The sequence below is a fragment of the Psychrobacillus sp. OK032 genome (genome assembly GCF_900111345.1).
In the GTDB taxonomy this organism is placed as follows: Bacteria; Bacillota; Bacilli; order Bacillales_A; family Planococcaceae; genus Psychrobacillus.
In genome coordinates this window covers 20,573-42,319 of record NZ_FOGY01000006.1, presented here as the reverse complement: position 1 = coordinate 42,319, position 21,747 = coordinate 20,573, and the positions used below count along the sequence as shown (strand labels likewise).

The 21,747-nt window shown below is 38.0% G+C and carries 26 protein-coding genes; 6 read left to right on the top strand and 20 right to left on the bottom strand.

Annotated features, from left to right (window positions below):
• Positions 1 to 4: 4 nt before the first annotated feature.
• Positions 5 to 1,117, bottom strand: coding sequence for a mandelate racemase/muconate lactonizing enzyme family protein (locus BMZ04_RS12580; protein WP_093270884.1), 1,113 nt, complete (start codon positions 1,115 to 1,117; stop codon positions 5 to 7).
• Between the two features lie 90 nt (positions 1,118 to 1,207).
• On the opposite strand from BMZ04_RS12580, the gene BMZ04_RS12575 reads away from it, so the two are divergent.
• Positions 1,208 to 2,443 carry a hypothetical protein gene (locus tag BMZ04_RS12575; protein WP_093270880.1) on the top strand — a complete coding sequence of 412 codons (1,236 nt, stop codon included), beginning with the start codon at positions 1,208 to 1,210 and terminating at the stop codon, positions 2,441 to 2,443.
• A gap of 146 nt (positions 2,444 to 2,589) precedes the next feature.
• Here BMZ04_RS12575 and nhaC read toward each other — a convergent pair whose 3' ends face one another.
• From nhaC to BMZ04_RS12555, 4 genes are all read right to left on the bottom strand, one after another.
• Positions 2,590 to 3,993, bottom strand: coding sequence for a Na+/H+ antiporter NhaC (nhaC, locus tag BMZ04_RS12570; RefSeq protein WP_255367919.1), 1,404 nt, complete (start codon positions 3,991 to 3,993; stop codon positions 2,590 to 2,592).
• Positions 3,994 to 4,120: 127 nt separating this feature from the next.
• Positions 4,121 to 5,224: an amidohydrolase gene (locus BMZ04_RS12565; RefSeq protein ID WP_093270872.1), complete on the bottom strand. Its 1,104-nt coding sequence runs from the start codon at positions 5,222 to 5,224 to the stop codon at positions 4,121 to 4,123.
• A 14-nt stretch (positions 5,225 to 5,238) separates the two neighbouring features.
• Entirely contained in the window at positions 5,239 to 5,436 is a 198-nt protein-coding gene (locus tag BMZ04_RS12560) for a YwbE family protein (RefSeq protein ID WP_093270868.1), read from the bottom strand.
• A 203-nt stretch (positions 5,437 to 5,639) separates the two neighbouring features.
• On the bottom strand, positions 5,640 to 6,494 hold the full coding sequence (locus BMZ04_RS12555; protein ID WP_093270864.1) for a dimethylarginine dimethylaminohydrolase family protein: 855 nt from the start codon (positions 6,492 to 6,494) through the stop codon (positions 5,640 to 5,642).
• A gap of 172 nt (positions 6,495 to 6,666) precedes the next feature.
• On the opposite strand from BMZ04_RS12555, the gene BMZ04_RS12550 reads away from it, so the two are divergent.
• Both BMZ04_RS12550 and BMZ04_RS12545 read left to right on the top strand, forming a co-directional pair.
• Positions 6,667 to 7,422, top strand: coding sequence for a YqcI/YcgG family protein (locus tag BMZ04_RS12550; protein ID WP_093270859.1), 756 nt, complete (start codon positions 6,667 to 6,669; stop codon positions 7,420 to 7,422).
• 122 nt (positions 7,423 to 7,544) lie between these two features.
• Complete coding sequence (locus tag BMZ04_RS12545) at positions 7,545 to 7,985, top strand: peptidylprolyl isomerase (RefSeq protein ID WP_093270855.1); 441 nt, start codon at positions 7,545 to 7,547, stop codon at positions 7,983 to 7,985.
• Between the two features lie 385 nt (positions 7,986 to 8,370).
• Here BMZ04_RS12545 and BMZ04_RS12535 read toward each other — a convergent pair whose 3' ends face one another.
• The 8 genes from BMZ04_RS12535 to BMZ04_RS12500 all read right to left on the bottom strand — a co-directional run bounded on the left by BMZ04_RS12535 (position 8,371) and on the right by BMZ04_RS12500 (position 12,979).
• On the bottom strand, positions 8,371 to 8,604 hold the full coding sequence (locus tag BMZ04_RS12535; protein ID WP_369802664.1) for a hypothetical protein: 234 nt from the start codon (positions 8,602 to 8,604) through the stop codon (positions 8,371 to 8,373).
• Positions 8,601 to 8,921, bottom strand: a complete 321-nt coding sequence (locus BMZ04_RS12530) for a YbjQ family protein (protein WP_093270848.1) — start codon at positions 8,919 to 8,921, stop codon at positions 8,601 to 8,603. Before BMZ04_RS12530 ends, BMZ04_RS12535 begins: the two co-directional genes overlap by 4 nt.
• A 27-nt stretch (positions 8,922 to 8,948) precedes the next feature.
• Entirely contained in the window at positions 8,949 to 10,055 is a 1,107-nt protein-coding gene (locus tag BMZ04_RS12525) for a DUF1648 domain-containing protein (protein ID WP_093270845.1), read from the bottom strand.
• The gene (locus BMZ04_RS12520; protein ID WP_093270842.1) at positions 10,052 to 10,441 is read right to left on the bottom strand and encodes a GntR family transcriptional regulator; all 390 of its coding nucleotides are present in this window, start codon (positions 10,439 to 10,441) and stop codon (positions 10,052 to 10,054) included. Before BMZ04_RS12520 ends, BMZ04_RS12525 begins: the two co-directional genes overlap by 4 nt.
• 1,029 nt (positions 10,442 to 11,470) lie before the next feature.
• The gene (locus BMZ04_RS12515; protein ID WP_093270839.1) at positions 11,471 to 11,815 is read right to left on the bottom strand and encodes a LysM peptidoglycan-binding domain-containing protein; all 345 of its coding nucleotides are present in this window, start codon (positions 11,813 to 11,815) and stop codon (positions 11,471 to 11,473) included.
• Positions 11,812 to 12,105 (bottom strand): hypothetical protein, encoded by a 294-nt coding sequence (locus BMZ04_RS12510; protein ID WP_093270834.1) that lies wholly within the window; start codon positions 12,103 to 12,105, stop codon positions 11,812 to 11,814. Before BMZ04_RS12510 ends, BMZ04_RS12515 begins: the two co-directional genes overlap by 4 nt.
• A gap of 70 nt (positions 12,106 to 12,175) precedes the next feature.
• Positions 12,176 to 12,652 carry a sigma factor-like helix-turn-helix DNA-binding protein gene (locus BMZ04_RS12505; protein ID WP_093270830.1) on the bottom strand — a complete coding sequence of 159 codons (477 nt, stop codon included), beginning with the start codon at positions 12,650 to 12,652 and terminating at the stop codon, positions 12,176 to 12,178.
• A 129-nt stretch (positions 12,653 to 12,781) separates the two neighbouring features.
• Positions 12,782 to 12,979: an XtrA/YqaO family protein gene (locus tag BMZ04_RS12500; RefSeq protein WP_093270825.1), complete on the bottom strand. Its 198-nt coding sequence runs from the start codon at positions 12,977 to 12,979 to the stop codon at positions 12,782 to 12,784.
• 204 nt (positions 12,980 to 13,183) lie between these two features.
• Here BMZ04_RS12500 and BMZ04_RS12495 point away from each other — a divergent pair, with 204 nt between their 5' ends.
• Together BMZ04_RS12495 and BMZ04_RS12490 are read left to right on the top strand one after the other, a co-directional pair.
• Positions 13,184 to 13,525, top strand: a complete 342-nt coding sequence (locus tag BMZ04_RS12495) for a helix-turn-helix domain-containing protein (protein WP_093270822.1) — start codon at positions 13,184 to 13,186, stop codon at positions 13,523 to 13,525.
• A gap of 13 nt (positions 13,526 to 13,538) precedes the next feature.
• Complete coding sequence (locus BMZ04_RS12490; RefSeq protein ID WP_093270819.1) at positions 13,539 to 13,997, top strand: ImmA/IrrE family metallo-endopeptidase; 459 nt, start codon at positions 13,539 to 13,541, stop codon at positions 13,995 to 13,997.
• Positions 13,998 to 14,080: 83 nt separating this feature from the next.
• Here BMZ04_RS12490 and BMZ04_RS12485 read toward each other — a convergent pair whose 3' ends face one another.
• The 7 genes from BMZ04_RS12485 to BMZ04_RS12455 all read right to left on the bottom strand — a co-directional run bounded on the left by BMZ04_RS12485 (position 14,081) and on the right by BMZ04_RS12455 (position 20,266).
• Positions 14,081 to 15,382: a D-serine ammonia-lyase gene (locus BMZ04_RS12485; protein ID WP_304442099.1), complete on the bottom strand. Its 1,302-nt coding sequence runs from the start codon at positions 15,380 to 15,382 to the stop codon at positions 14,081 to 14,083.
• Positions 15,383 to 15,401: 19 nt separating this feature from the next.
• The gene (locus tag BMZ04_RS12480; protein WP_093270814.1) at positions 15,402 to 15,839 is read right to left on the bottom strand and encodes a GNAT family N-acetyltransferase; all 438 of its coding nucleotides are present in this window, start codon (positions 15,837 to 15,839) and stop codon (positions 15,402 to 15,404) included.
• A gap of 132 nt (positions 15,840 to 15,971) precedes the next feature.
• Positions 15,972 to 16,928 (bottom strand): oxygen-dependent tRNA uridine(34) hydroxylase TrhO, encoded by a 957-nt coding sequence (locus tag BMZ04_RS12475; protein WP_093270810.1) that lies wholly within the window; start codon positions 16,926 to 16,928, stop codon positions 15,972 to 15,974.
• An 89-nt stretch (positions 16,929 to 17,017) separates the two neighbouring features.
• Complete coding sequence (locus tag BMZ04_RS12470) at positions 17,018 to 17,464, bottom strand: YaiI/YqxD family protein (RefSeq protein WP_093270806.1); 447 nt, start codon at positions 17,462 to 17,464, stop codon at positions 17,018 to 17,020.
• Positions 17,465 to 17,562: 98 nt separating this feature from the next.
• Positions 17,563 to 18,648, bottom strand: a complete 1,086-nt coding sequence (locus tag BMZ04_RS12465) for an ABC transporter substrate-binding protein (protein ID WP_093270803.1) — start codon at positions 18,646 to 18,648, stop codon at positions 17,563 to 17,565.
• 12 nt (positions 18,649 to 18,660) lie between these two features.
• Positions 18,661 to 19,440: an ABC transporter ATP-binding protein gene (locus BMZ04_RS12460; protein WP_093270800.1), complete on the bottom strand. Its 780-nt coding sequence runs from the start codon at positions 19,438 to 19,440 to the stop codon at positions 18,661 to 18,663.
• A 4-nt stretch (positions 19,441 to 19,444) separates the two neighbouring features.
• On the bottom strand, positions 19,445 to 20,266 hold the full coding sequence (locus BMZ04_RS12455) for an ABC transporter permease (RefSeq protein WP_093270797.1): 822 nt from the start codon (positions 20,264 to 20,266) through the stop codon (positions 19,445 to 19,447).
• A gap of 155 nt (positions 20,267 to 20,421) precedes the next feature.
• On the opposite strand from BMZ04_RS12455, the gene BMZ04_RS12450 reads away from it, so the two are divergent.
• Positions 20,422 to 21,747, top strand: a complete 1,326-nt coding sequence (locus BMZ04_RS12450; RefSeq protein WP_255367909.1) for a M48 family metallopeptidase — start codon at positions 20,422 to 20,424, stop codon at positions 21,745 to 21,747.

The window sequence follows — 21,747 nt, the reverse complement described above, 5'->3', positions numbered from 1 at the left end:
CCTCTTACTTTGTCACTTTCGTCTGAAATGCGGTTAATTCATGTAATACAGACTCGTCCACGTCTACTCCCAATCCTGGCCGTTCATTCAGTTGAATGAAAGGCACGTCATAGTGCAGATTTCCAACGTCTTTCGAGAATTTTAGTGGACCGGTTAGCTCTACACTCGTAAATGCTTTTTTCGAAAATGCTATGTGGAATCCTGCTGCAGATCCAATGGAAGACTCGACCATGGAGCCAATTTGACACTCGATTCCTGCCATTTCCGCCATATGAGCAAGCTTCATCGCTGGATAAATGCCCCCACATTTCATTAGTTTTATATTTACTTTATGCGCTGCTTGCTTTTCGATTAGCTCACGCATATCACGAAACCCTCTTAAACCTTCGTCCATCATAAGGGGTGTGCTTGTTTTCGCTTTTACTTCTACCATTCCATTGAAATCATCTGCTATTACCGGTTGCTCTAGCCAATCAAGCCCCAAATGCTCCAGTTGACGCATTGCCATAATTGTATTGGCACTGTTTTTCCAGCCTTGGTTCACATCTACACGGATAGCGATGTCTTTTCCTACTTTTTCGCGCACTGCCTGGATACGTTCTACATCTGCTTGAACTTCTGTTCCAACTTTCATCTTGAACGATGAATAGCCTTCTTTCATACGCTTTTCCGCTTCTGCTGCCATCGATTCAGGACTACCAATGCTTAATACATGTGTAATCGGGAACTTTTCGTGGTAGCGACCACCGAGTAACTGATAGACCGGTACGCCTAGTTTTTTTCCTACTACGTCATAGCAAGCAATATCAAGAGCCGCTTTTGCAGCAGGTGCTTGATAGACCGCTTTGTCCATTTTTTCATGTAGGCGTTCAAACTCCATTGGATTCTCACCGATTAGTAACGGCGCTAATGTATTTTGAAGTAGTGCATATGTAGCTTCCCATGTTTCGCCCGTTACATGCTCATCCGCCACAGCCTCTCCGTATCCTATTAAGCCATCCTCTGTAGTTAGCTTTACGATAATTGAAGGCATATCGTCGTATGTATGGTAACTAATAATAAATGGATCTACTAAAGGTAATCTTATAGCGAATATCTCTATTTCTTTAATTTTCATTTTATTTCACTACTTTCTTTACAAGTTATAATTTTCTCGTTATAGTTGTCGTTAAATAGACGTTAATATTTTAAAAAAGGGGGATCAATTATGGATATTCGAATCGCTGTACTAGGCTCCTCTAACTTTATTGGCCGCTTAAAAAGATTGGAACATGAATTAGTTTCTATTCGATTGGATTATTATATCTATCAATCGCCAGTTGATGCAACCGAAATAGTACAAAAGATTAAACCTTGCGATGTCTTGTTTTTCTCTGGTTCCCTTCCATACATATTTGCAAAAGAAGCAAGTGAAAAGTTACCTGTACCAACCCATTATTTAAAACAAGATGAAGCAGTTATTACAACTACTTTATTATCGGTTTATTTTTCTAATAATATTCCAATTGAACAGCTTTCTATTGATTTAATTGAACCTCAATTGATAAAAAATGTATTGGAAGATATCGGGCAACTGGAACAGTATCCGCATATGCTAAAAATTGATCCGACCTTCGAATTAGAAGAAGTCGTCAAATTTCATACTGAATTACACTACAGCGGAAAAGGTTCACTTGCAATTACTAGTGTTCACGCCGTTTTCCATGCATTACAAGACAAAAAGGTTCCTGTCATCCGAATGTTAGATTCAAAGGGCTCCATTTTAAAAGGTTTGGAAGATGCGAAATCTATGGCTCTTTTAGTAAAAAGCCAATCCGCAAAAATTGCCATTGGGTGCATCCAATCAAACAACATAATTTCAGAAGAAGTATTAAAGAAGATAGCTAGCACAATTCAAGCGAATCATGTTCAAACAGATAATCATTTATATACTTTTATTTCGACTCAAGGAAATATACAAATAGCGCTTGAAAGTAATGCCATTCAACATTGGCGCGACCTTGTTCCAACCCCTATCAAAATAGCGTTTGGTTACGGAAAAACAGTCATAGAAGCAACACAAAACGCAAAAGATGCTTTGCCGTATACAACTGAGAACACAGCATATTTAATAACCGATCATAAAGAGCTATTTGGTCCATATCCTAATAATCAACAGCAAATACAACTCAAAACAAATGATCCAAAACTAGTGCAAATAGCAAAAGATACGACGTTAAGTCCAGCAAATTTATCTAAAATCATGCAATTTAGTCGTTCACATAGCTCCGTTGAATTTACAACAAATGATTTAGAAGCTTATTTACAAGTGAGTAGACGTACGACGGAACGATTATTGAAAAAGTTAGTGGATCACGGGTATGCCCGAGTGGTTGGGGAAGAAATGACTTACCAACAAGGACGTCCCCGTGCCATTTATGAATTTAATTTTCCTACTTATTGATAAGTCCAGTTATACTATACACCGTTGATTTCCGTTACACGTGGGACGCTTTCCACTACAATCAAGTAAATATGTCAAAATCAATAATTAATTCTATACAGAATAACGAAAAGGAAAGTTCCAGCAATCTGAACTTTCCTTTTTCTTTATGCTTCCACAGTTTCTTTTTGTTGTAAGGCTACTATTTCTGCTTTCGATAACTTTTGAATTGTAAATCCAGTTACTGCATATCCAATAGATAAGAGAGGAACAACATAATTCAATACCGCATACGGAGCATATTCAAATGCCCCTACCCCTAAAGTCCCCAATATAAATACACCACAAGTATTCCAAGGGATAAATACAGACGTTAACGTTCCACCATCTTCTAATGCACGGGAAAGGTTTTTCGAATGTAATCCCATTTTTGTATAAGCAGTTGCAAACATCCGAGAAGGTACGACAATTGAAATGTATTGTTCTGAACATGTTGCATTCGTAGCAAAACAAGCTAGAATCGTTGAAGCTACTAGTGAACCAGCCGACTTCGCTAGTTTTAGTATTTGATTCATCATCGATTGCAGCATGCCTGAATACTCTAAAATCCCTCCAAATGTCATGGCGACAATGGTCATTGATACGGTATACATCATCGAATCTAAACCACCACTATTAAATAAACCATCTACCATCTCATTCCCGGTTTCAATCACATAACCACTTTGAAGTGCTGTGATAGCCCCGGAAAGGCTGCCACCTTGCACAACTACTTGTGCGAAAGAACCTAAAATAATCCCTATTACTAACGCAGGAATTGCAGGTACCTTTTTAACCACAAGCCCGATTACAGCAACTGGCACCAACAGTAACCACGGAGAAATAACAAAGCTTTTCTCTAACATCAGAATTACTTGCTGAATACTCTCCTGATCGATATTACTTTCTTTATATTTCATGCCAAGAAAACCATATACCGTTAAAGCAATAATGACTCCTGGTACTGTAGTAAACAACATATGGCGAATATGTACAAACAAATCAGTACCCGTTAAACCTGCTGCTAAATTCGTTGTATCCGATAAAGGAGACATTTTATCTCCAAAGTACGATCCGGAGATAATTGCTCCTGCAATGATCGGGGCTGGTATTCCCATACTTAGTCCAATTCCCATCCCCGCAACTCCTATTGTCCCCATAGTTGACCAAGAACTGCCTATTGCTAAAGAAACAATCATACAAATAACACAAATTGTTACTAAGAAAAATGCTGGAGTGATAATTTGAAGGCCAAAATAAACCATCGAAGCGACTATCCCCCCACCAATCCAAGCACCAATTGTCAACCCTACTAACATAATAATAATTACAGCAGGTAATGCTAGTTTAATACCCTTGTACATCATCTCTTCAATATCATTCCACTTAAAACCATGCTTCCAAGCTACTAATGCAGCAACGGATGTCCCGATTATTAACGGTATATGTGGTCCTTGTTCCAAAACAACAATTGCAATTATCATGGAAATAATCATAACTACTAATGGTACAACTGCCCAAAATAAGGACATCTCTTTTTTAGAAATTACTTTCCCCTTTTTCTCCATATCAGTTCCCCCCCTTAACTTTTTAGATAATTCGGAGTTGTCGTTTAATAGTCGCTAATATGGTTTATGATAAAGCTAAATAGACTTATCGTCAATCGTTTTTAGAACTATTTGAAAGCGTTTTCGCTATAACTTTTGCACCAATTGCAAGTGCATCATAGTTAAATGTCATATTCGGATGATGCAATCCTGGTGCAAGATCTGCTCCAATCCCAATCATCGCTGCTTTCACTTCGGGATATCTAATCGTATAAAAATGAAAGTCATCACTTCCAGAAGTAATCACTTCTTCCGCAAGGTTTTCCATTCCAACTACTTCTATTATTCCTTCTCTCGCTATAGCGGCTGCTTCTTTTGAAACCTCTGCACCTGGCGTGATATCTTCCCATTTCCATTCCATTTCAATATCGAATAATAGTTTTATAGCGTGTAAATCCTTCTCTATTTGTTCTTTCATTTGAAATAATACAGCATTTTTTTGTGCACGAGCATCAATTGAAAATGTTGCTGCGCCTGGAATAATATTCGCATTTTCCCCACCAGCTTGGATTTTCGTTAGTTTGGCTGAATACGCTTCAAACGGGGAAAAGTAAAGATTTTTCAAAGCTTGATGAATCGCTACTGTAACGTCTATTGCGTTTTTACCTTGATATGGGCGGGCCCCATGTGCATCGATCCCAGTAATTTTCCCTTCTAAGAACATCGCTGCTCCGTGATGAATTGCAGGGGATATTTTTCCGAAAGGAAGCTCTTCAATTGGACGTAAGTGCACACCAAATAAATGCGTTACATCTTCCAGTGCCCCTCGATCAATCATCGCATTTGAACCATTGCCTTTTTCCTCTGCTGGCTGAAAAATAAAGCGGATACGTTTATTTAGTTTTTCATCTTTTAGTAATATTAACGCTCCTAATACCATGGAGATATTTGCATCATGCCCACATGAATGATTTGCGCGAAATTCTCCATCAACTTCTTGCCAAAGTGCGTCGATGTCTGCACGAACGGCAATTACTTCGTCTCCTTGACCGATCTCCGCAAGTAGCCCTGTTACATCATCAAAGCGACGATACGGTACTTCTAGTCCATCCAAAATTTCTGCAATCTTGTTCGTCGTTTCATATTCTTTCCAACTGATTTCTGGATACTTATGAAAGTGGTCAAACCATTGCATTATTTGCGATTCTACTTTCATGTTATTTACCCTCCTTATTTTTTTATAATTTCACATACACGCCCTACTTGTCCATCGGTTAATCGTACTTTTATGCCATGTGGGTGGAAGGATGAATTTGTTAACAAGTCTTTTACAATACCTCTTGTTTTTTCGCCTGTTCGTTGGTCTTTTTTCAAAATGATATATACTTCTAATCCTGGTTTGACATCTTTTCTATTTTGTCCGTTCATTATGACTCACCTCTTTTTGTATCTTATCATTTTCGTGCTATACATACACCATTTTGTAAAATATTTAGATGCTTTATTGCGAACCATAAACTAAGTACTAATCGAAAAAAACCAAACAAAAAAACCTTTAGAAAAAGTTCTAAAAGTTCTTTCTTTGCATAAAATAGCATATTCTCCTACTAAGATGCTTCCTGACTTTATTATCATTGGCGCACAATTGGCATTGAACAACATCGGAATGATCCACCTGATTTAATTATTTCTGAGAAATCGACCTCTAACACTTGATATCCACGCTGTCTCAGCTGATGATTAACGTCATGATTTATTGGCAAACTAAACACTCGATTACTTCCAATAGACAACACATTGGTGCCCATCGAGAACTGCTCACTTTCGCTCACTTCTATTAAATAATATATGCTCGACAAACGGTCCACGATTTTTGGGTCTAGTGCATCGGGATAAATCAACGCATCTTTCGAGGAAAGGATATTGAACACACAGTCTAGATGCAAATACTTTGGGTTAAAAGGAATTGGTATAATCTCAAAATCCGGTAATTCTTTTTGCAAAGCTTGAACAGAATTCAAGCATGTACGATTGCTAATTCCAATAAACACACGATGGCCATCCACGATGACATCGCCACCTTCAATGGAATCTGTTGAAAGCTTCTTATACGGAATGTCGTGTTCATTCATCCAATGAGCTAATACTTTCTCTTCGCCTTGACGAATCGGATTGGCCATTTCAGAAATAAATAAGCGATTGCCCAAAGTAAAACCAATATCTCTAGTGAAGACTTGTTCAGGGTGGTCTTTACTTGGTCGTAGTTTAATCACTTCCACTCCTGCATTCCGTAAAGTTTGTTCAAACATCCGATGTTGCGATATAGCAAGTGAACGGTCAATATTATCATTTATATATTGTTTTTGAACATCATTAATCACTTCTCTAATTTCCATGAATTGAGGTTCACATAAGACGACTTTTTGAAGTGTTTCATATTCATTTTGACAATGTATTTTAGATTGATCTTGAATTATTTTCACAATAAGTAATCCTCCACTTTCTTTTTTCGTTCATTCCTTTTCTATTCCCTTAATTTTTCATTCCATAACCTTTTTGTGAAAATTATTTTCATTTGAAATCTTTGTTTCAGGAAATTTCGGTTGGGGTAAAGACTAGACATAGAGATGTGTGAATAAAGATAGTGGAGGAGAACCTATGATTCCGAAGGAACAAGCTTTATTAACAAAAGAAGATTTTCATACTAGAACAAACTTGCCAAGTTGGCTCTATAAAGAATATGAAACTTTTCATAACACGGTAACGGATAAAACGTTTCCATGTTTTTTTGGGATGAGTGGCCAACTAAAAGGAGAGCTCCGCTATGCTTATATCAATCAAGATGACTGGAGTAATCTACCTTCTGCAGTGGAAGGCTTTCTAGATTTATTTAAATTACCAAATTACAAGAGACACGGCCTCTTTGTATTTGTAGAGCCTTTTGAACAAGAGGGTTCTATCGATGATTACCGAAAACAATTTTGGGAGATCCTCCAATACTTACATGAAGTCGATAAAGTGGAATGGCCGGAAGACAGTCCTCGCGACCCTGAGCACTATTTATGGGATTTTCGATTCAATGGAGAGCCTATATTCGTGTTTGGAAATGCTCCTGCATATAAGAAGCGAAAGACACGTCATCTTGGAAATGCGATGGTTCTTGGATTCCAACCTCGTAAGATATTTCAAGGATTAGAGGGAACTGAAAAAGGTGGTATTATGTCACGTGAAAAAGTCCGTAAACGTGTAGAAGCTTGGGATCAGCTGCCTAAACATCCAGATATCGGCCACTTCGGCGACCCAACGCATAATGAATGGAAGCAATCCTTTATTGGGGATGATATAGAGCCAATTCAAGGCAAATGTCCATTCCACCATAAATCACAAGCAAAAATCAAATCCCCATTTTCATAGGGGATTTTTTGGGGGATTCTCCATGACCATATTTCAAACCCTTGTGCGCAACTGTTTTTGGAAAAAGCTATAAGTACGTGCTATACTGATGAAGGATTTATTTTGAAAAAGGAGTGTTTTGAATGGCGAAAAAAGGTTATTTTTTAATGGATACTGGCGAAAAAATTGAATTTGATTTATTCCCAAATGAAGCACCAAACACAGTTGCAAACTTTGAAGAGCTAGCAAACAGCGGATTTTACAACGGGGTTATTTTCCACCGCGTTATTCCTGGTTTTGTAAGTCAAGGTGGAGATCCAACTGGTACAGGTATGGGTGGTAGCGGCAAAACGATTAAATGTGAAACTGCCGGTAACCCACATAAACACGAAGCGGGTAGCTTATCAATGGCACATGCTGGGAAAGATACGGGTTCAAGTCAGTTCTTTATCGTACACGAACCACAACCACACTTAAACGGTGTTCACACTGTTTTTGGTAAAGTAACAAGCGGTCTTGAAGTAGCAACAGCTATGAAAAACGGCGCTAAAATGGAAAAAGTAGAAGTTTTCGACGCTGAATAATTAGAAAAGCGTAAGCGCCTATGTCTGCCCCGAGGGGCATGGCGCTGGAGCTGGACAGTAATGAAAGAAAGCAGCTTCCTTTTGGATAAGCTGCTTTTTACTATGCTCAGAAAGTGTGGTGAAGATAATGACTCCTCTATTTACAGGTAATTGGATTGGTATTATATCTACTCTGTGCGGTATTTTATGCTTTTATTTCACCTTAACCTTTTTTGAAAACTTACGTAAAGGTGACGAGCGCATTACAAAGCAGTCTAAGTATGCTGCAATCATATTCTTATCATTTGCTTTGTTGCTACCTGCTATATATAATTTTTACTTATTTGTAAATATGCATAACTGACGGAAGGCGTTTCTTTTAGAGACGCTTCTCTCGGAAAAGTCTCTATTCTTTCTTATAAAAACGTTCACCAGTTTTAGGATTATAATACACCCTCGTTTTTTCACTGGTAACAGGGTCGATATTGACCTCTTCTGTTCGCTCAAAGCCTTCCGCAACTTTCGTGCCATGATTGCGTCTAAACCGTTTGTCATAAATAAAGTAACCGAGCAAAATAAAAGCTATAACTGCTATAATTTGCACTAAATAAAATCCGACTATAACAATGATTGCTGTCATTGTTTCTCAACAACAACTGCTGTTCCGTATGCTAAAATCTCACTCATATTATTACCAATTTCACCAGAGTCAAATCGCATCATAACAATGGCATTCGCATTCATGTGATGGGCATTATTAATCATACGATCCATCGCTTCTTTTCTTGAATCCTCTAGCATCGCGGTATATTGCTTGATCTCCCCACCTACTAAGCCTTTTAAACCCGCCATAATATCTCCACCGATCCCTCTACTTCTCACAATTAGACCAAATACAGGACCTTTTACTTCCACTATTTTAAATCCTTCAATTTTTTCCGTTGTGACTACTAACACATAAATCGCCTCCCTACTAATCTCAACCTACAAACTAAAAGCAATGACGAAAATCAGAATAAGCGGTCCGAATAAAACAATCCAACTAAGTGGTCTACCGAAATTGAGTGTCCAACCTACACCAAATCTTTTTTCAACTAGGATACTTGGATCGTCTTTATTGATATAGATTATTCCGCCTTTCCAATACTTATCATCATCGACTGCAATTTTATCCACTAAACTTGGGCTATCGTCTTCAATCTTCAAACGCGAGCCACTTTGCCCAACCTTTACTATATATATTCCTACTCCAACAAAAGTAAGTACTAAAAAAACAAGCGGAAGTGCGAACATAACCCATGGCGATCCGATTTCTGGATGGATCGTTTGTAAATGAAAATAACCCATCATTAATGTCATCGTTATTGTGATAAATAAGGCAAACCAGCTGCTATATTTACGGAACGCAAGTTGTTGTGAAACAGATGTTTTTTTATTTGCTGGATTGATCTTTGCTCCTGAAAACTTCATCCCTTCGCTCATCATCAGGAACATTGCTTGCATCACGAGTAAAATAAGTGGCATTGAAATAACGCTAAAATATGTTTTCTCGCTAAATGCATCCGGTTGCCCAGAAGGCCCCCAATGGGTAGGAATCATGTCTGGCATTTGCGGATACTTCATAAATGTGTAAATGATTAAGCCTACCGTAATAATCATTGGAATGATAAAAACTATACGTGGTATTAACTGAAGCTTTTCTTGGAATTGCAAATCTACTACACGTACTTCCTTTTTCCCCTTCGTCCATCCCTGCTCTTCTTTTAGCCTTTTCACGCGTACATGCATCATGAAATAATAGCCTAAGCCAATAAAAAGAATGCAAAATTGTACACCTACACTAATAAGCGATAGAATTTCTTCTGTCGGAGATTGCGCTAATGCCCAAATAAGATAAGCCGCTAACACAATAATCCCTAATGTTAAAACTACGGTAGTATACCTCTTTTTATATGCTACGATTGTTTGTTCTTTTGCATATTGCTCTGGTACATATACGCCAAATGCTTCCGTTTGCTTAAGTAGTTTCGGCATAAACGCTTGCAATACGGTAATAAATAATAAAATAAAGCCAAATAAGAAAACTATCATGACGTCCCCTCCTTAATGTGTTGTACGAGTTCCCGTACCATATCAACCATTTCTTCCTCCGAGAGTTTTAACACTAATCCTTCTGCTACTAACGGACGGATTCGTTCTGCCAATAGTTGTTTTTCCTCTGCTGTTGCTTTAGGTATTCCATTTGGTTGTATAATAACCCCTGATTTTGCGACGATTTGAATAAATTCTTTTTCTTCTAAATAATGATAAGCCTTATTCACTGTATGCATATTCATCCCTAGATCTGCAGCGAACGCTCGAACCGATGGCAATGAGTCTCCCGGTTTTAGCTCGCCCCTTGCAATCCCCTCGATGAGTTGTTGTGCTAGTTGTAAATAGATTGGCACAGATGAGTTTGTTTGTATTTCAATGAACATGGTACAACCTCCTCTACTTACCCTTGTTCTACTTCTAGTGTAACACATTTGTTATATATTTTATAGAGCAAAAACACCTTATTTCGATCAGCATAATATTTCAAATGAATTAATCTAAAAATATAAAAGGTCTTTAAGTGAGTGTGTCCTGTTTACCGGAGTCCCCACAAAGGATAGTTTGTACACAATATAGGGATAATGCGCATTAATGAAGATCTATTAAGCGACCACTATGATTTCCGCTACAGGCGGACGCTTTCCGCGGGCATGGCTTCAATCTCCTCGTCGCTATGCTCCTGTGGGGCTTTCAGCTCATGCTATTCCCGCTGGAGTCGCCGCCTTCCGCTGTAATCAACGAAATATGCTAGCTAATTAGCGTTTAGCTAAACAAACCAATAAGAAATATTAGAACCGCTGCACAAAGCTAAAAGTGGCAGCTATCACTATATGAGAAAAATTGGTATTAAACAGTGAACATGAGCTTCACTATGTCACTAAAATTAATGGTCGCCTTTTATTAAGTAAACTCTTGATCTGGGAAATGATTCTTCTGTACATAAATTGGTTGCTTTCGTGCTAATTTGGTTGCTTATCTTATAGAACTAGTTGCTTTCGATGACCAGTTGGTTGCTCTTATCCATTTACGGATCAGTTTTCACGAGATACTTACTAATAATTGATTTCCCTCTTCGATTCTAATAAAACTTTTGGTTTATAAAGCGAGAAACTAATTAGTCAGCAAGCTCCTTTGATTTTCGCGGAAGGGCGGCGACTCCAGCCGGATGAGTGAGACAGATGAAACATCGCAGGCGAACGCGCAGCGTCGGCGATGGTTCATCGCTCACCCGGCGGAAAGCGTCCGCCCTGCAGCGGAAATCCCTAGTCGTAACTTCTTTAAGACGCTTTATCCTTAATAAGTGGCATACCTTATTTTGTTGAAAAGAAGGTTATCCATATTCCATAGACCTTCTAATTACCTAAATCATAAAAAAAGCCCCACCCACGTATGTGAGTAGGGCTAATCATTCTTTATTTCACTCTCAACACTTGTCCAATATAAATAGTGTAGTTAGCATCCAGACCATTCCAATCCTTAATTTGTTGCGCTGTACTACCATAAGCCTGACTTAATGAATAAACCGTATCACCACTTTTTACAGTATGGTAAACTGCTGTGCTTTTATTGGGAAGATTGAAGCAATTTGCAATTCCATTCACATGACTTCGTGCCAGTGATTCAATGAAGGATGATGTTTTCAATTTTGCCGCAGCATGAGTACCTATCAAAAGTAGTTCAGTTAATAGAAAAATTTGGGCAATAAAACCTATAACCCAAATCTTATTCTTAAAACGTACTTTCCAGTTAATCTTCATACTTGCTGGGTTTCCTGAATTACTTTGAGATTATCGAATCTTTTGTGAGCATGCTTCGAGCTTTCCTCCACTCTTGCTACACGTTCTGCTAATACGTCCATTTGCTTCTCATTCGCTTTCAAATCGATTCGAATCAATTCCACACCATTACTAATAGTGTCTAGCGTCGTTTCAATAACTGCTCTTTTAGCGGCATCTGCCTTTACATCTTTGTCGCGGTTACGACCAAATGTAAGTAGTCCTATTAATAAACCCAACATAGTGCAACCAATACCGATATATGCCTCCATTTTGCACCTCCAATCTCATGTATCAAATAACTCTCTTCACTACTAGGTGGGTTTATACGTCAAGCGTACGTCAAGAAACGAGTACTTTGACTTTGTCCTTTGCACGATTAATGTACTGTTGCACGGTCCTTTTCTTTAAATTTAGCTCCTCTGCGATCTCTGTCAGACTCATCCCATATGCCATATGCATTAAATAGCATTGTCTTTCTCTATGTGAAAACTCTACTAAAATAGATATAATCTTCTGTTTCTGTTCTTCGCTTAAACTAGTTTGTTTTGTGTCTAATTCAATTGTTGGAAATAAATCCATATCCAATAATGCACGACGTTGATATATAGACCGTTTATCTGCACCATGAAGATTACCTGGTCTTCTCCCCTTCTTCATCCATTCAAGGGCATAAGACATATCATCGATCATGCTATTAATAATTTTTAGTTCTGCACTATCTTTAGGATTCGTTGGATCTAATCGTTCCTTTAGGTGCTCCAGCTCTTTTTTATGATATGAATACTCTTGTATCAATTTATCCGCCCAATTTAACATAGGAAATTCCTCCCTTTTCTTATAAAACCCTTTAAAAAAAAGAGGACAACAAATGACCAGCTAGATGCTGAAATCGTTTGTTGTCCTCCAGATGACCGGTGGGACTATTATGTTTTATTCTACTCCGTTTTAAAAATCTTCTCCCTCATTCCATTTAACACGCACGACTTTTCCTTGATGTGTCTTAATGGTCGTGTCAGCGAATGGCGGTAGCTCTATCATTTTTGCTGTATTTTTACTAATTACTACGACGCATGGATTTGGAATTTCCTTTGTATTGAGATTTATATTACCTTTGGAATCAACTTCTATGTCTTTCATTCTCATAAATTTCCTCTCCTCACTATTTCCGAAAACGGAACTAAATAAAGAACATAAGTTCTGTTTATTGAATAAATCTATCATAGTACTAACAGAAATCTATGTCAACAGAAAAATTCCCTAAACGGAACTAATTATTTCATTTGTTGCATTATCGGAAATATTAAGTTAGAATTCAGAATACAGATAATATGTAAGGGGATTACAGTTGTGAAGAACTTTGGAACATTATTAAAAGAGCTAAGACTGAACAGAAAACTCACTATTGAACAATTGGCTGATTCTTTAAATTCTAAATTTGGTAGTAAAATTAGTAAGAGCTCTATAAGTCGTTGGGAAAATGGAGAAGCCGATCCTAAGTTAGAGTTTGTTCGATTACTCGCTGATTTTTTTCAAGTTCCAGGCCAATATTTTTTAGGAGAAGACGCTGAAAATAGATTTGATAGCCAGAAAACCGTAACTATTGCAGCCCATATTGATGAAGATGTCACTGAGGAAGAAATGGAAGACATTAAGAAATATATTGAGTTTATTAAATCGCAACGCGGATAAATGAGGTGTATACATGACGTATGATCGACTGATAATGGAGTACCCACATATTAAAATTATTGAGAAAGTATTACCTAAAGGTCTCCCGGGTTTATATTATGATAACGTCATTGAAATTGATAAATTCATAGATAAATATGAAAAGCATTGTATTTTAGCGGAAGAGCTTGGTCATTATGAGACGACCTATGGAGACATTACAGACTTAAATGATATGAGAAGTGTGAAATTAGAACTAATCGCACGAAGATGGGGTTATGAAAAAATCGTCTCTTTGGATCAGCTAATTGATTGCTACGAAAAAGGACAAACAACACTGGAAGAAGTGTGTACGAATCTTGAAGTAACTCCGGAGTATTTAAAAAACGTAATAGATTATTATATTGAAAAATATGGTCTCTTTAAGTTACACAAAGAATACAGGATTACCTTCGAGCCACTTAGTATTAAGAGGGTAGAAAAAGAAGATTAAATAAATAATAAGGATGACTTAAAAGCAATTCTTCCTTTAAGTCATCCTTCTTTACTCCTTGGAAGAGAAAATTATAAAGTTTACTAGTTAAGTAATAGTTTTCCTTTTTCGTAGTACATTTCTTTCACATGCTCCGGTACCATTCCTCCACCAGTTGCCCAAACGATATGTGTTGCGTTATTCAAAGCAACTCCATTTCTAGCTAGATGAATTGGTCCTGTCATTCCAGCTAGTGCAGACGGTTCTAAATGGATTCGTTCCGTATCTGATAGTAGTGCAAGTAATGTGTACATCATCTCATCACTAATCGTATAGCTTCCGCTTAGAAGCTGCTCCAGTGTTTTGCCGACAAATCCAGAAGGTCGACCAACCGCTAGACCATCTGCGTCGGTTTTATTGTCTAAACCGATTTCATCTACTGCTATATCTTCATGTAATCCGGTCATCATCCCAAGTAACATACAAGGAGAGTGAGTCGGTTCTGCAAAGTAGCAATGAACATTGTCACCGAACAAAAGCTTTAAGCCGAATGCCACGCCGCCAGGTCCACCACCAACGCCACAAGGTAAATAGACAAACAGAGGATGATCTTCATCTACTTTTTTTCCTTGCTGCTCCAACTGTTTCTTTAATCTACTAGCTGCAACTGCATAGCCCATAAATAAGTCTGTAGAATTTTCGTCATCGATAAAAAAGCATGTCGGATCTTTCTCCGCTTGTTTTCTACCTTCTTCCACCGCGATACTGTAGTCGGAAGCGTATTCGATTACTTCCACTCCATTTTCCCGAAGCATATCTTTTTTCCATTGCTTAGCATCGCTCGACATATGGACTGTCACGCCAAATCCGATTTTCGCACTCATAATTCCAATGCTCAAGCCCAGATTACCAGTTGAACCAACTGCAATGGAATACCCTGCGAAAAACTTTCGCATCTTTTCATTTGCAAGAATACTGTAATCATCTGTTACTTTCAATAAACCTTCCTGAATAGCAAGTGTCTCTGCAATTTTCAACACTTCATAAATGCCACCACGTGCTTTAATAGAACCCGAAATCGGCAAATTATTATCGCATTTTAATAAAAGCTCCCCGTTGAATTCTTGTTGGAATAACTTCTTCGTCGCAGTAGCCATTTGTGGAATAGCTACAAGTGGAGATTCGATAATGCCATTCGTTTTCGCTGTTTCAGGGAAAGCAATTTGTAAGTAAGATGCAAATCGATCTAGGCGATCGCTTGCATCCTGTACCATTTCACTTGTAACAGACAGATTTTTTAAGGCGTCTTTTGTTTTTGATAAATTTGGATTAAACCAAATTACTTCTTCTGCTTTTTTCATTTTTTCAATTAAAGGAAATTGCTCCATTAGATTTTGTCTATTCAAAGTTGTCTATCCCTTTCTATTATAAGCTGTACACATGTGTTATATCAGGTGAACGCTCGTCAAATTGGAATCCATTAGCTCGGTAAAATGCATCCGCTTTTGACGATTCCGTTTTCGTTGTAATTTCGTTGAATTCACCCTTTGCATGGACGAAAAGCGCATTAAAAAGTTCACTTCCGATTCCTTTTCTGCGATAGGACGGTAATGTATAAGCTCTTTGTAGCCTAGCAGCTCCCTGACTCTTGGAATTTCTATTTAATCCTCCAATTGCTACAAGCTCTTCCCCGTCCCAAGCACCAAAAAGCGCTTCACCTTGTTCACTGAATCGATTCGTACCATCTTCATACTCAGAGGCAAGTCTAGATACGAAACGATATCCTTCTTTTTCGCTTTCTTGAATTAGCTTGGATACGTCTACTTCATTTAAATCAGAAATCTTTCTCACTTCGATTGCCATATACGTTCCCCCATCCTTTTTTTAAAACGAACTCTGTACTAATATTCGGTATATGTAAGCGATTTCCCTTTAAATAATAAGTAGCAATAAAAAATCCCACCTTGCTTTTAAGCAGGGTGGGATTTTAAGTTTTTATACTGTTGCTTCAATTACAGCTATTCTTTCTGCTACTTCTTCTTCGGAAAGATTATGCTCTACTTTGTAGCGGTTGCGTGGGTGTACGCGACACTCGTGTGAACAGCTACGAAGGTATTTATGTTCGTTTTCTTCAGAACAAAGAATTTTATCATTACAGTCTGGGTTTGCACAGTTTACATAACGCTCACATGGTTCGCCAGTAAAATGATCCTTCCCTACAATTACCTGCTCTACTTGGTTGATCGGAACAGCGATACGCTCGTCAAATACGTACATTTGACCATCCCATAATTGACCGCGAACTTCTGGGTCTTTTGCATATGTTGCTATACCACCATGTAGTTGGGCAACATCTTCGAATCCTTCTCGTACTAACCAGCCCGAGAACTTTTCACAACGAATTCCACCTGTGCAGTATGTTAATACTTTTTTTCCTTCGAACATTTCTCTATTTTCCAGCATCCAATCCGGAAGATCACGGAAGTTACGAATATCCGGGCGAATTGCTCCACGGAAATGTCCTAGGTCAAATTCATAGTCATTACGAGCATCGATTACAATTGTATCTTCTGCTTGCATTTGTTCAAAAAACTCTTTTGGAGAAAGGTATTTTCCTGTTAATTCATTTGGATTAATATCATCCGCTAATCCTAAATGAACAATTTCTCGTTTAGGGCGAACATGCATTTTTTTGAATGCGTGTCCTTCTGCTTCATCTATTTTATAGGCCATGTCAGCAAAACGATTGTCCGCTTTCATCATGTCCATGTATGCGTCGGTTTGTTCGATTGTTCCCGAGCATGTGCCGTTTATTCCTTCATCGGATACTAAAATACGCCCTTTTAACCCAATTTCTTTACAAGCAGCAAGATGTTCTTGTGCAAATGTTACTGGATCTTCTATCGGGACATATTTATAGTAAAGTAATACTCTGTATGCATTTGTTTCCATTTTTTACTCCACCTTTTCTAATTTTGTCCATCGTACATTATAACAAAATTAGTGGTGGTTGTTAACTATTACGATTGAATTCGAAACAGTCAGTCTTTCACTGCCACTTTACAAAGTTCTATAAAGCTTCTTTCAAATTTTTCGTTATCTTCTTTTTGACGTTTCCTCGGTCCTTTTAGTCTACCTCCAGCTTGCCTAATTTTTTTAGACATATGGCGACTATCTAATAGCTGGTCAATGTTTTCATGTGTATACCAACGTCCATTTTGATCGATTGCGAAGCCTTGTTTTGCTAATACCATTGCCGCAAGCCCATAATCCTGCGTTACAACGATATCACCTTTTTTTACTCGGTTTACTAATACAAAGTCAACCGCGTCAGCACCTTTAGAGACCATTACCGTTTCTGCCCCATCTCTTTGCATATAGTGGGCAGTATCGCATAACAATGTAACTTTTATATCAAACTTTTTCGCTACCGCTATTGTCAAATCTACAACTGGACATCCATCTGCATCTACTAAAATACTCACCATTTTACGCACCTCATTCAAACGTCCTTTTTACCCCATTGTATTACACACTTTCTAAGAAAGTACAATCTAAGAAAAAAGCGCCCACGCAACCGGACGCTTTATCGTTCATATGCTCCTAAAATCTCTACTGCTTTTTCTGTGATAGATGTGTCGACTGCTTTATCAAAATCAACGTCTCCACTTATTGCTCCGTTTGCTTTATATGCATCATACTGCTTTACTATATCATCTAAAAACATTTTACCGTCTGGATCTAGACCCGTTACAAATACTTTTTCCCATAATGCCGGATCTTTCAAAGCTGTATGCTTCGTCATGATATCAATTATTTCTTCTTTTCCTTCTTCTTTTATGAAGGCATCGTTATAGTCACGTACCCCTTTTAAATAAGCAGCCATAAAGCGTAAGGAAACATTCTTTTCCTCATTCATAAACTGAGGAGACCCCAGTACTAGCGCTATTTGGGATTCAGGCGCGTAATCGGTCGCATCGCCAAAACGAATGTGGAAGTCATTTTCAATCCCTTGTGTAATGAGGGGCTCAATTTGAAGTGCAGCATCAATTGAACCATTTTCAATTGCACCTAACATACTACCGAAATCTCCAAGTAATACAAACTCCACATCATCTTGCGATAATCCCGCGTGCTTTAACATTTCTAAGTAAATATATTCGTCAATTGAGTTTTTAGAAGAGATAGCAATACGTTTTCCTTTAAAGTCTTCGTAATCTTTGATGACATCTTTCATTTGATTGCCAATAACGAATGTAAAGTACGATTTCCCTGGCACATTATGTCCTTTATCGGCGATAATTTTCACGTCAATCCCTTGTGCAATAGCATTGAAGAATGATGCAGTGGATACGCCTCCCGCTATGTCTACTTCACCGGATGCAAGTGCTGGTAGCATTTCGTCACTATTTGCAAACTGGGCAAATTCTACATCAATATTATAGTCTTCGAAATATCCTTTTTCTTTTGCGATATAAAACCCTGCTCCAGAAGCTGCACCATCTTCTGCGATTCTCACTTTTACTTTCGTTTCTAGTGGAGCCAAATCACCTGATGGGTTATTTGTATTTACCTCATCGTCAATTGCATCAGTGCTCTCTTTTTCTTTAGAACTACACGCACCCAATAAAAGCACTAACGATGCAAATAGTATGAACCAACGCTTTTTCACTAGCTTCCTCCCTTATCCTCTCGATCGCTGTACTTCTTGTTGTAAATGATTCCAAATAGTTATGAATTGTTGCGCCATCTCTGCATTTGCCCGCACTTGCTCCATTGTTCGCGGTCTTGGTATTGGCACTTTAATTTCGTTGACGATTTCTCCGGGATGCGCGCTCATTAATACAATCCGGTCGCTTAGCAGTAATGCTTCATCGATGCTATGCGTAATAAATAAAACCGTCTTTTTCGTTTCGGACCAAATAGAAAGTAATTCTTCTTGCAATATGAACTTGTTTTGTTCGTCGAGTGCTGCAAATGGTTCATCCATTAATAAAATTTCAGGGTCATTTGCAAAAGCTCTCGCAATACTTATCCTTTGCTTCATGCCTCCTGATAGCTCTTTTGGATATAGCTTAGAAAAATTACTTAGACCCACTTTTTTCAAATAATTATTCGTTTGCTTACGGATAAATTCTTTCGGTAGATGGCGCATATTAAGTCCGAATGCTACGTTTTCTTCGACCGTCATCCAAGGGATGACTCCTTTTTCTTGGAAGACCATCGACTGCAAGGGACGAAAATCCGAATCAGCTCCAATCGTAAATTGACCAGAACTGGGGTGTTCTAAGCCTGCAAGTATGCGTAATAAAGTCGTCTTTCCGCAACCACTCGGTCCGACTAAACAAACAAACTCACCTTCTTTTACTTCAAGTGATACATTTTTAAACGCTGTCACACTATTACTTTTCTTATAAAACACTTTCGTTAAATCTTCAATAAAAATTTTCACATCATTACTCACCTATTCACCTCCATGGGACTATTTTCTTTTGAAGCCCACGTAGGAAAAGGGAAAATAGAAATCCGAAGAAGGAGATGAGTATTAAACCTACGAACATTTCTTTTAACATAAATGCTTTATAAGAGGTCCATATTAAATACCCTATCCCTGATGTGGCTCCCATCATTTCCGCAGCAACAATTGTAAGCAGCGCAATCGCCTGCCCCATTTGAATACCTTCTAGCATGACAGGCAGTGCACCCGGAAATGCTATTTTAAAGAAAAAATCTTTCGGACTTGCTCCGTAATTTTTCGCAACGTCTAAATGCACTTTTTCTATATTGAGAACGCCAGCAACTGTATTAATGACCACTGGGAAAAATACGCTTCCTGCAATCGTTACTATTTTGGAGAAGTCTCCAATTCCAAAAAAGATAATAATGATAGGGAGTAATGCAAGTGTAGGTATCGGCATAAGTGCCATTACAATCGGAGATATAAAATGTCGTATCGGTGCATATAGTCCCATTAGTAAGCCAATGACGACCCCCGGTATTACGCCGAGTAAAAATCCTGCAGCAATTCTATATAAAGATACGGAAACATGTGTCCATAAAAGTCCGTTCGTTGCCAGCTCAAAAAATGTGGATAGTATGGCAGACGGCGGTGGGAAAAATCGAATATCCAAAATTCCCGCACGAGAGCACATTTCCCAAAGTAAAAGAAGTAGAATAGGTGAAATAATTGTTAATAGTTGCTTGCTCCGCTCTTTTACTTGTTGCTTTTTCCATTCTTGTTGCTCGGTTTCATAGGAATCGAAAAGTCCATTCCCTTTTTCATCGCGCATTTTTCACCACCTCTTCTCCAAATAATATGTTGTATGTCGGGAATATGTGAAAGGCACGTCAAATACTAGCCGACATGCTTTTTATAAAATATTTTGATTTGACCAAAATCACATTATTTGGTAAGTTTATAAGTATTTTAAGGGAGGTAATTAATTTGTCGCCAAGAGAGTTAATGTCTAATAGAGAAATGCCATATTTCGTTATTAGTCTTATTTTCAGTTTGCTATTATACATACTTGCTATCGTTTCTTTATTTGGAATCGCTATTTTACTAGTTCTTTTCGCATTTTTGCTTTATGCGAATATGATTATGCTTGGATCCATTCGTGGTAATGGGGTACGTATTAGTGAAAAACAGTTTCCAGATGTTTATGAGCGCGTGTTATCTTTATCCACTGAGATGAACATAAAAAAAGTTCCGGATGTGTTCGTTATTCATTCGGAAGGTGCATTTAATGCATTTGCCACAAGATTTCTCGGGAGAAATATGGTAGTTATTTATTCGGAAGTATTTGAGCTTGCTAGAGAACGAGGAGAGGCTGAGCTCGATTTTATCATTGCTCACGAGCTTTCCCATGTTAAAAGAAGACATGTATGGAAAAACATTTTAATCATGCCTGCACAATTTATACCTTTTCTATCTCAAGCATATAGTCGATCTTGTGAATATACTTGTGACCGGGAAGCGGCCTACTATATACAAAATGGAGAAGCTGCTAAGCGAGCACTTACCATTCTTGGTATCGGAAAAAATTTATATAAAGAAGTGAACGAAGATGCTTATCTAGAACAAATTCATACGGAATCGAATGTGGCCGTGTGGTTAAGCGAAGTATTATCCAGTCATCCGCTTTTACCTAAACGAATTCAAGCAGTTGGAAACTTTATGAAAATAGATGGCACACCTACCTACTACTCCAACTCAACAAAAATTGCTTTAGGCATTGGTGCTTTCATTGGAATTTTCTTTGTTTGTTATCTTGCGGTTATTGCCTTGCTTACAGCCGGGACTTTCACGTATGCCAGTTTATTTTCCGGTAGTGTATTTAATGAATTATCTTCAGGAGATGAATTATCTTCAGAAGAGGATTTTTTGAGTAGCGATTATTCATTAACATTAACTCCTCTAATGGAAGCTGTTTCAAATGGAGATGACAGAATGGTTAGAGAGCTCCTATCTACCGGAGCTGAGTTAGAAGAGACGGATTCGGAGAACACCACTGCTCTTCATTATGCAATTTACGGCGACAATATTACAATGGCAGAACTATTATTGGTTAGAGGAGCTAATCCAAATACAGTCGATGATTACACAAATGCGTTAACAGCTGCATTGGAAACCCAAAACTTTGAGATGGCTTCCCTTCTATATGCGCATGGAGCCAATCCAACAATGAAGGATCCACAAGGCTATTCAGCCTTAGACATGCTTGGTGTGAATAGCGAAGAAGATTTTATAAATATAATTAATAATAATTAA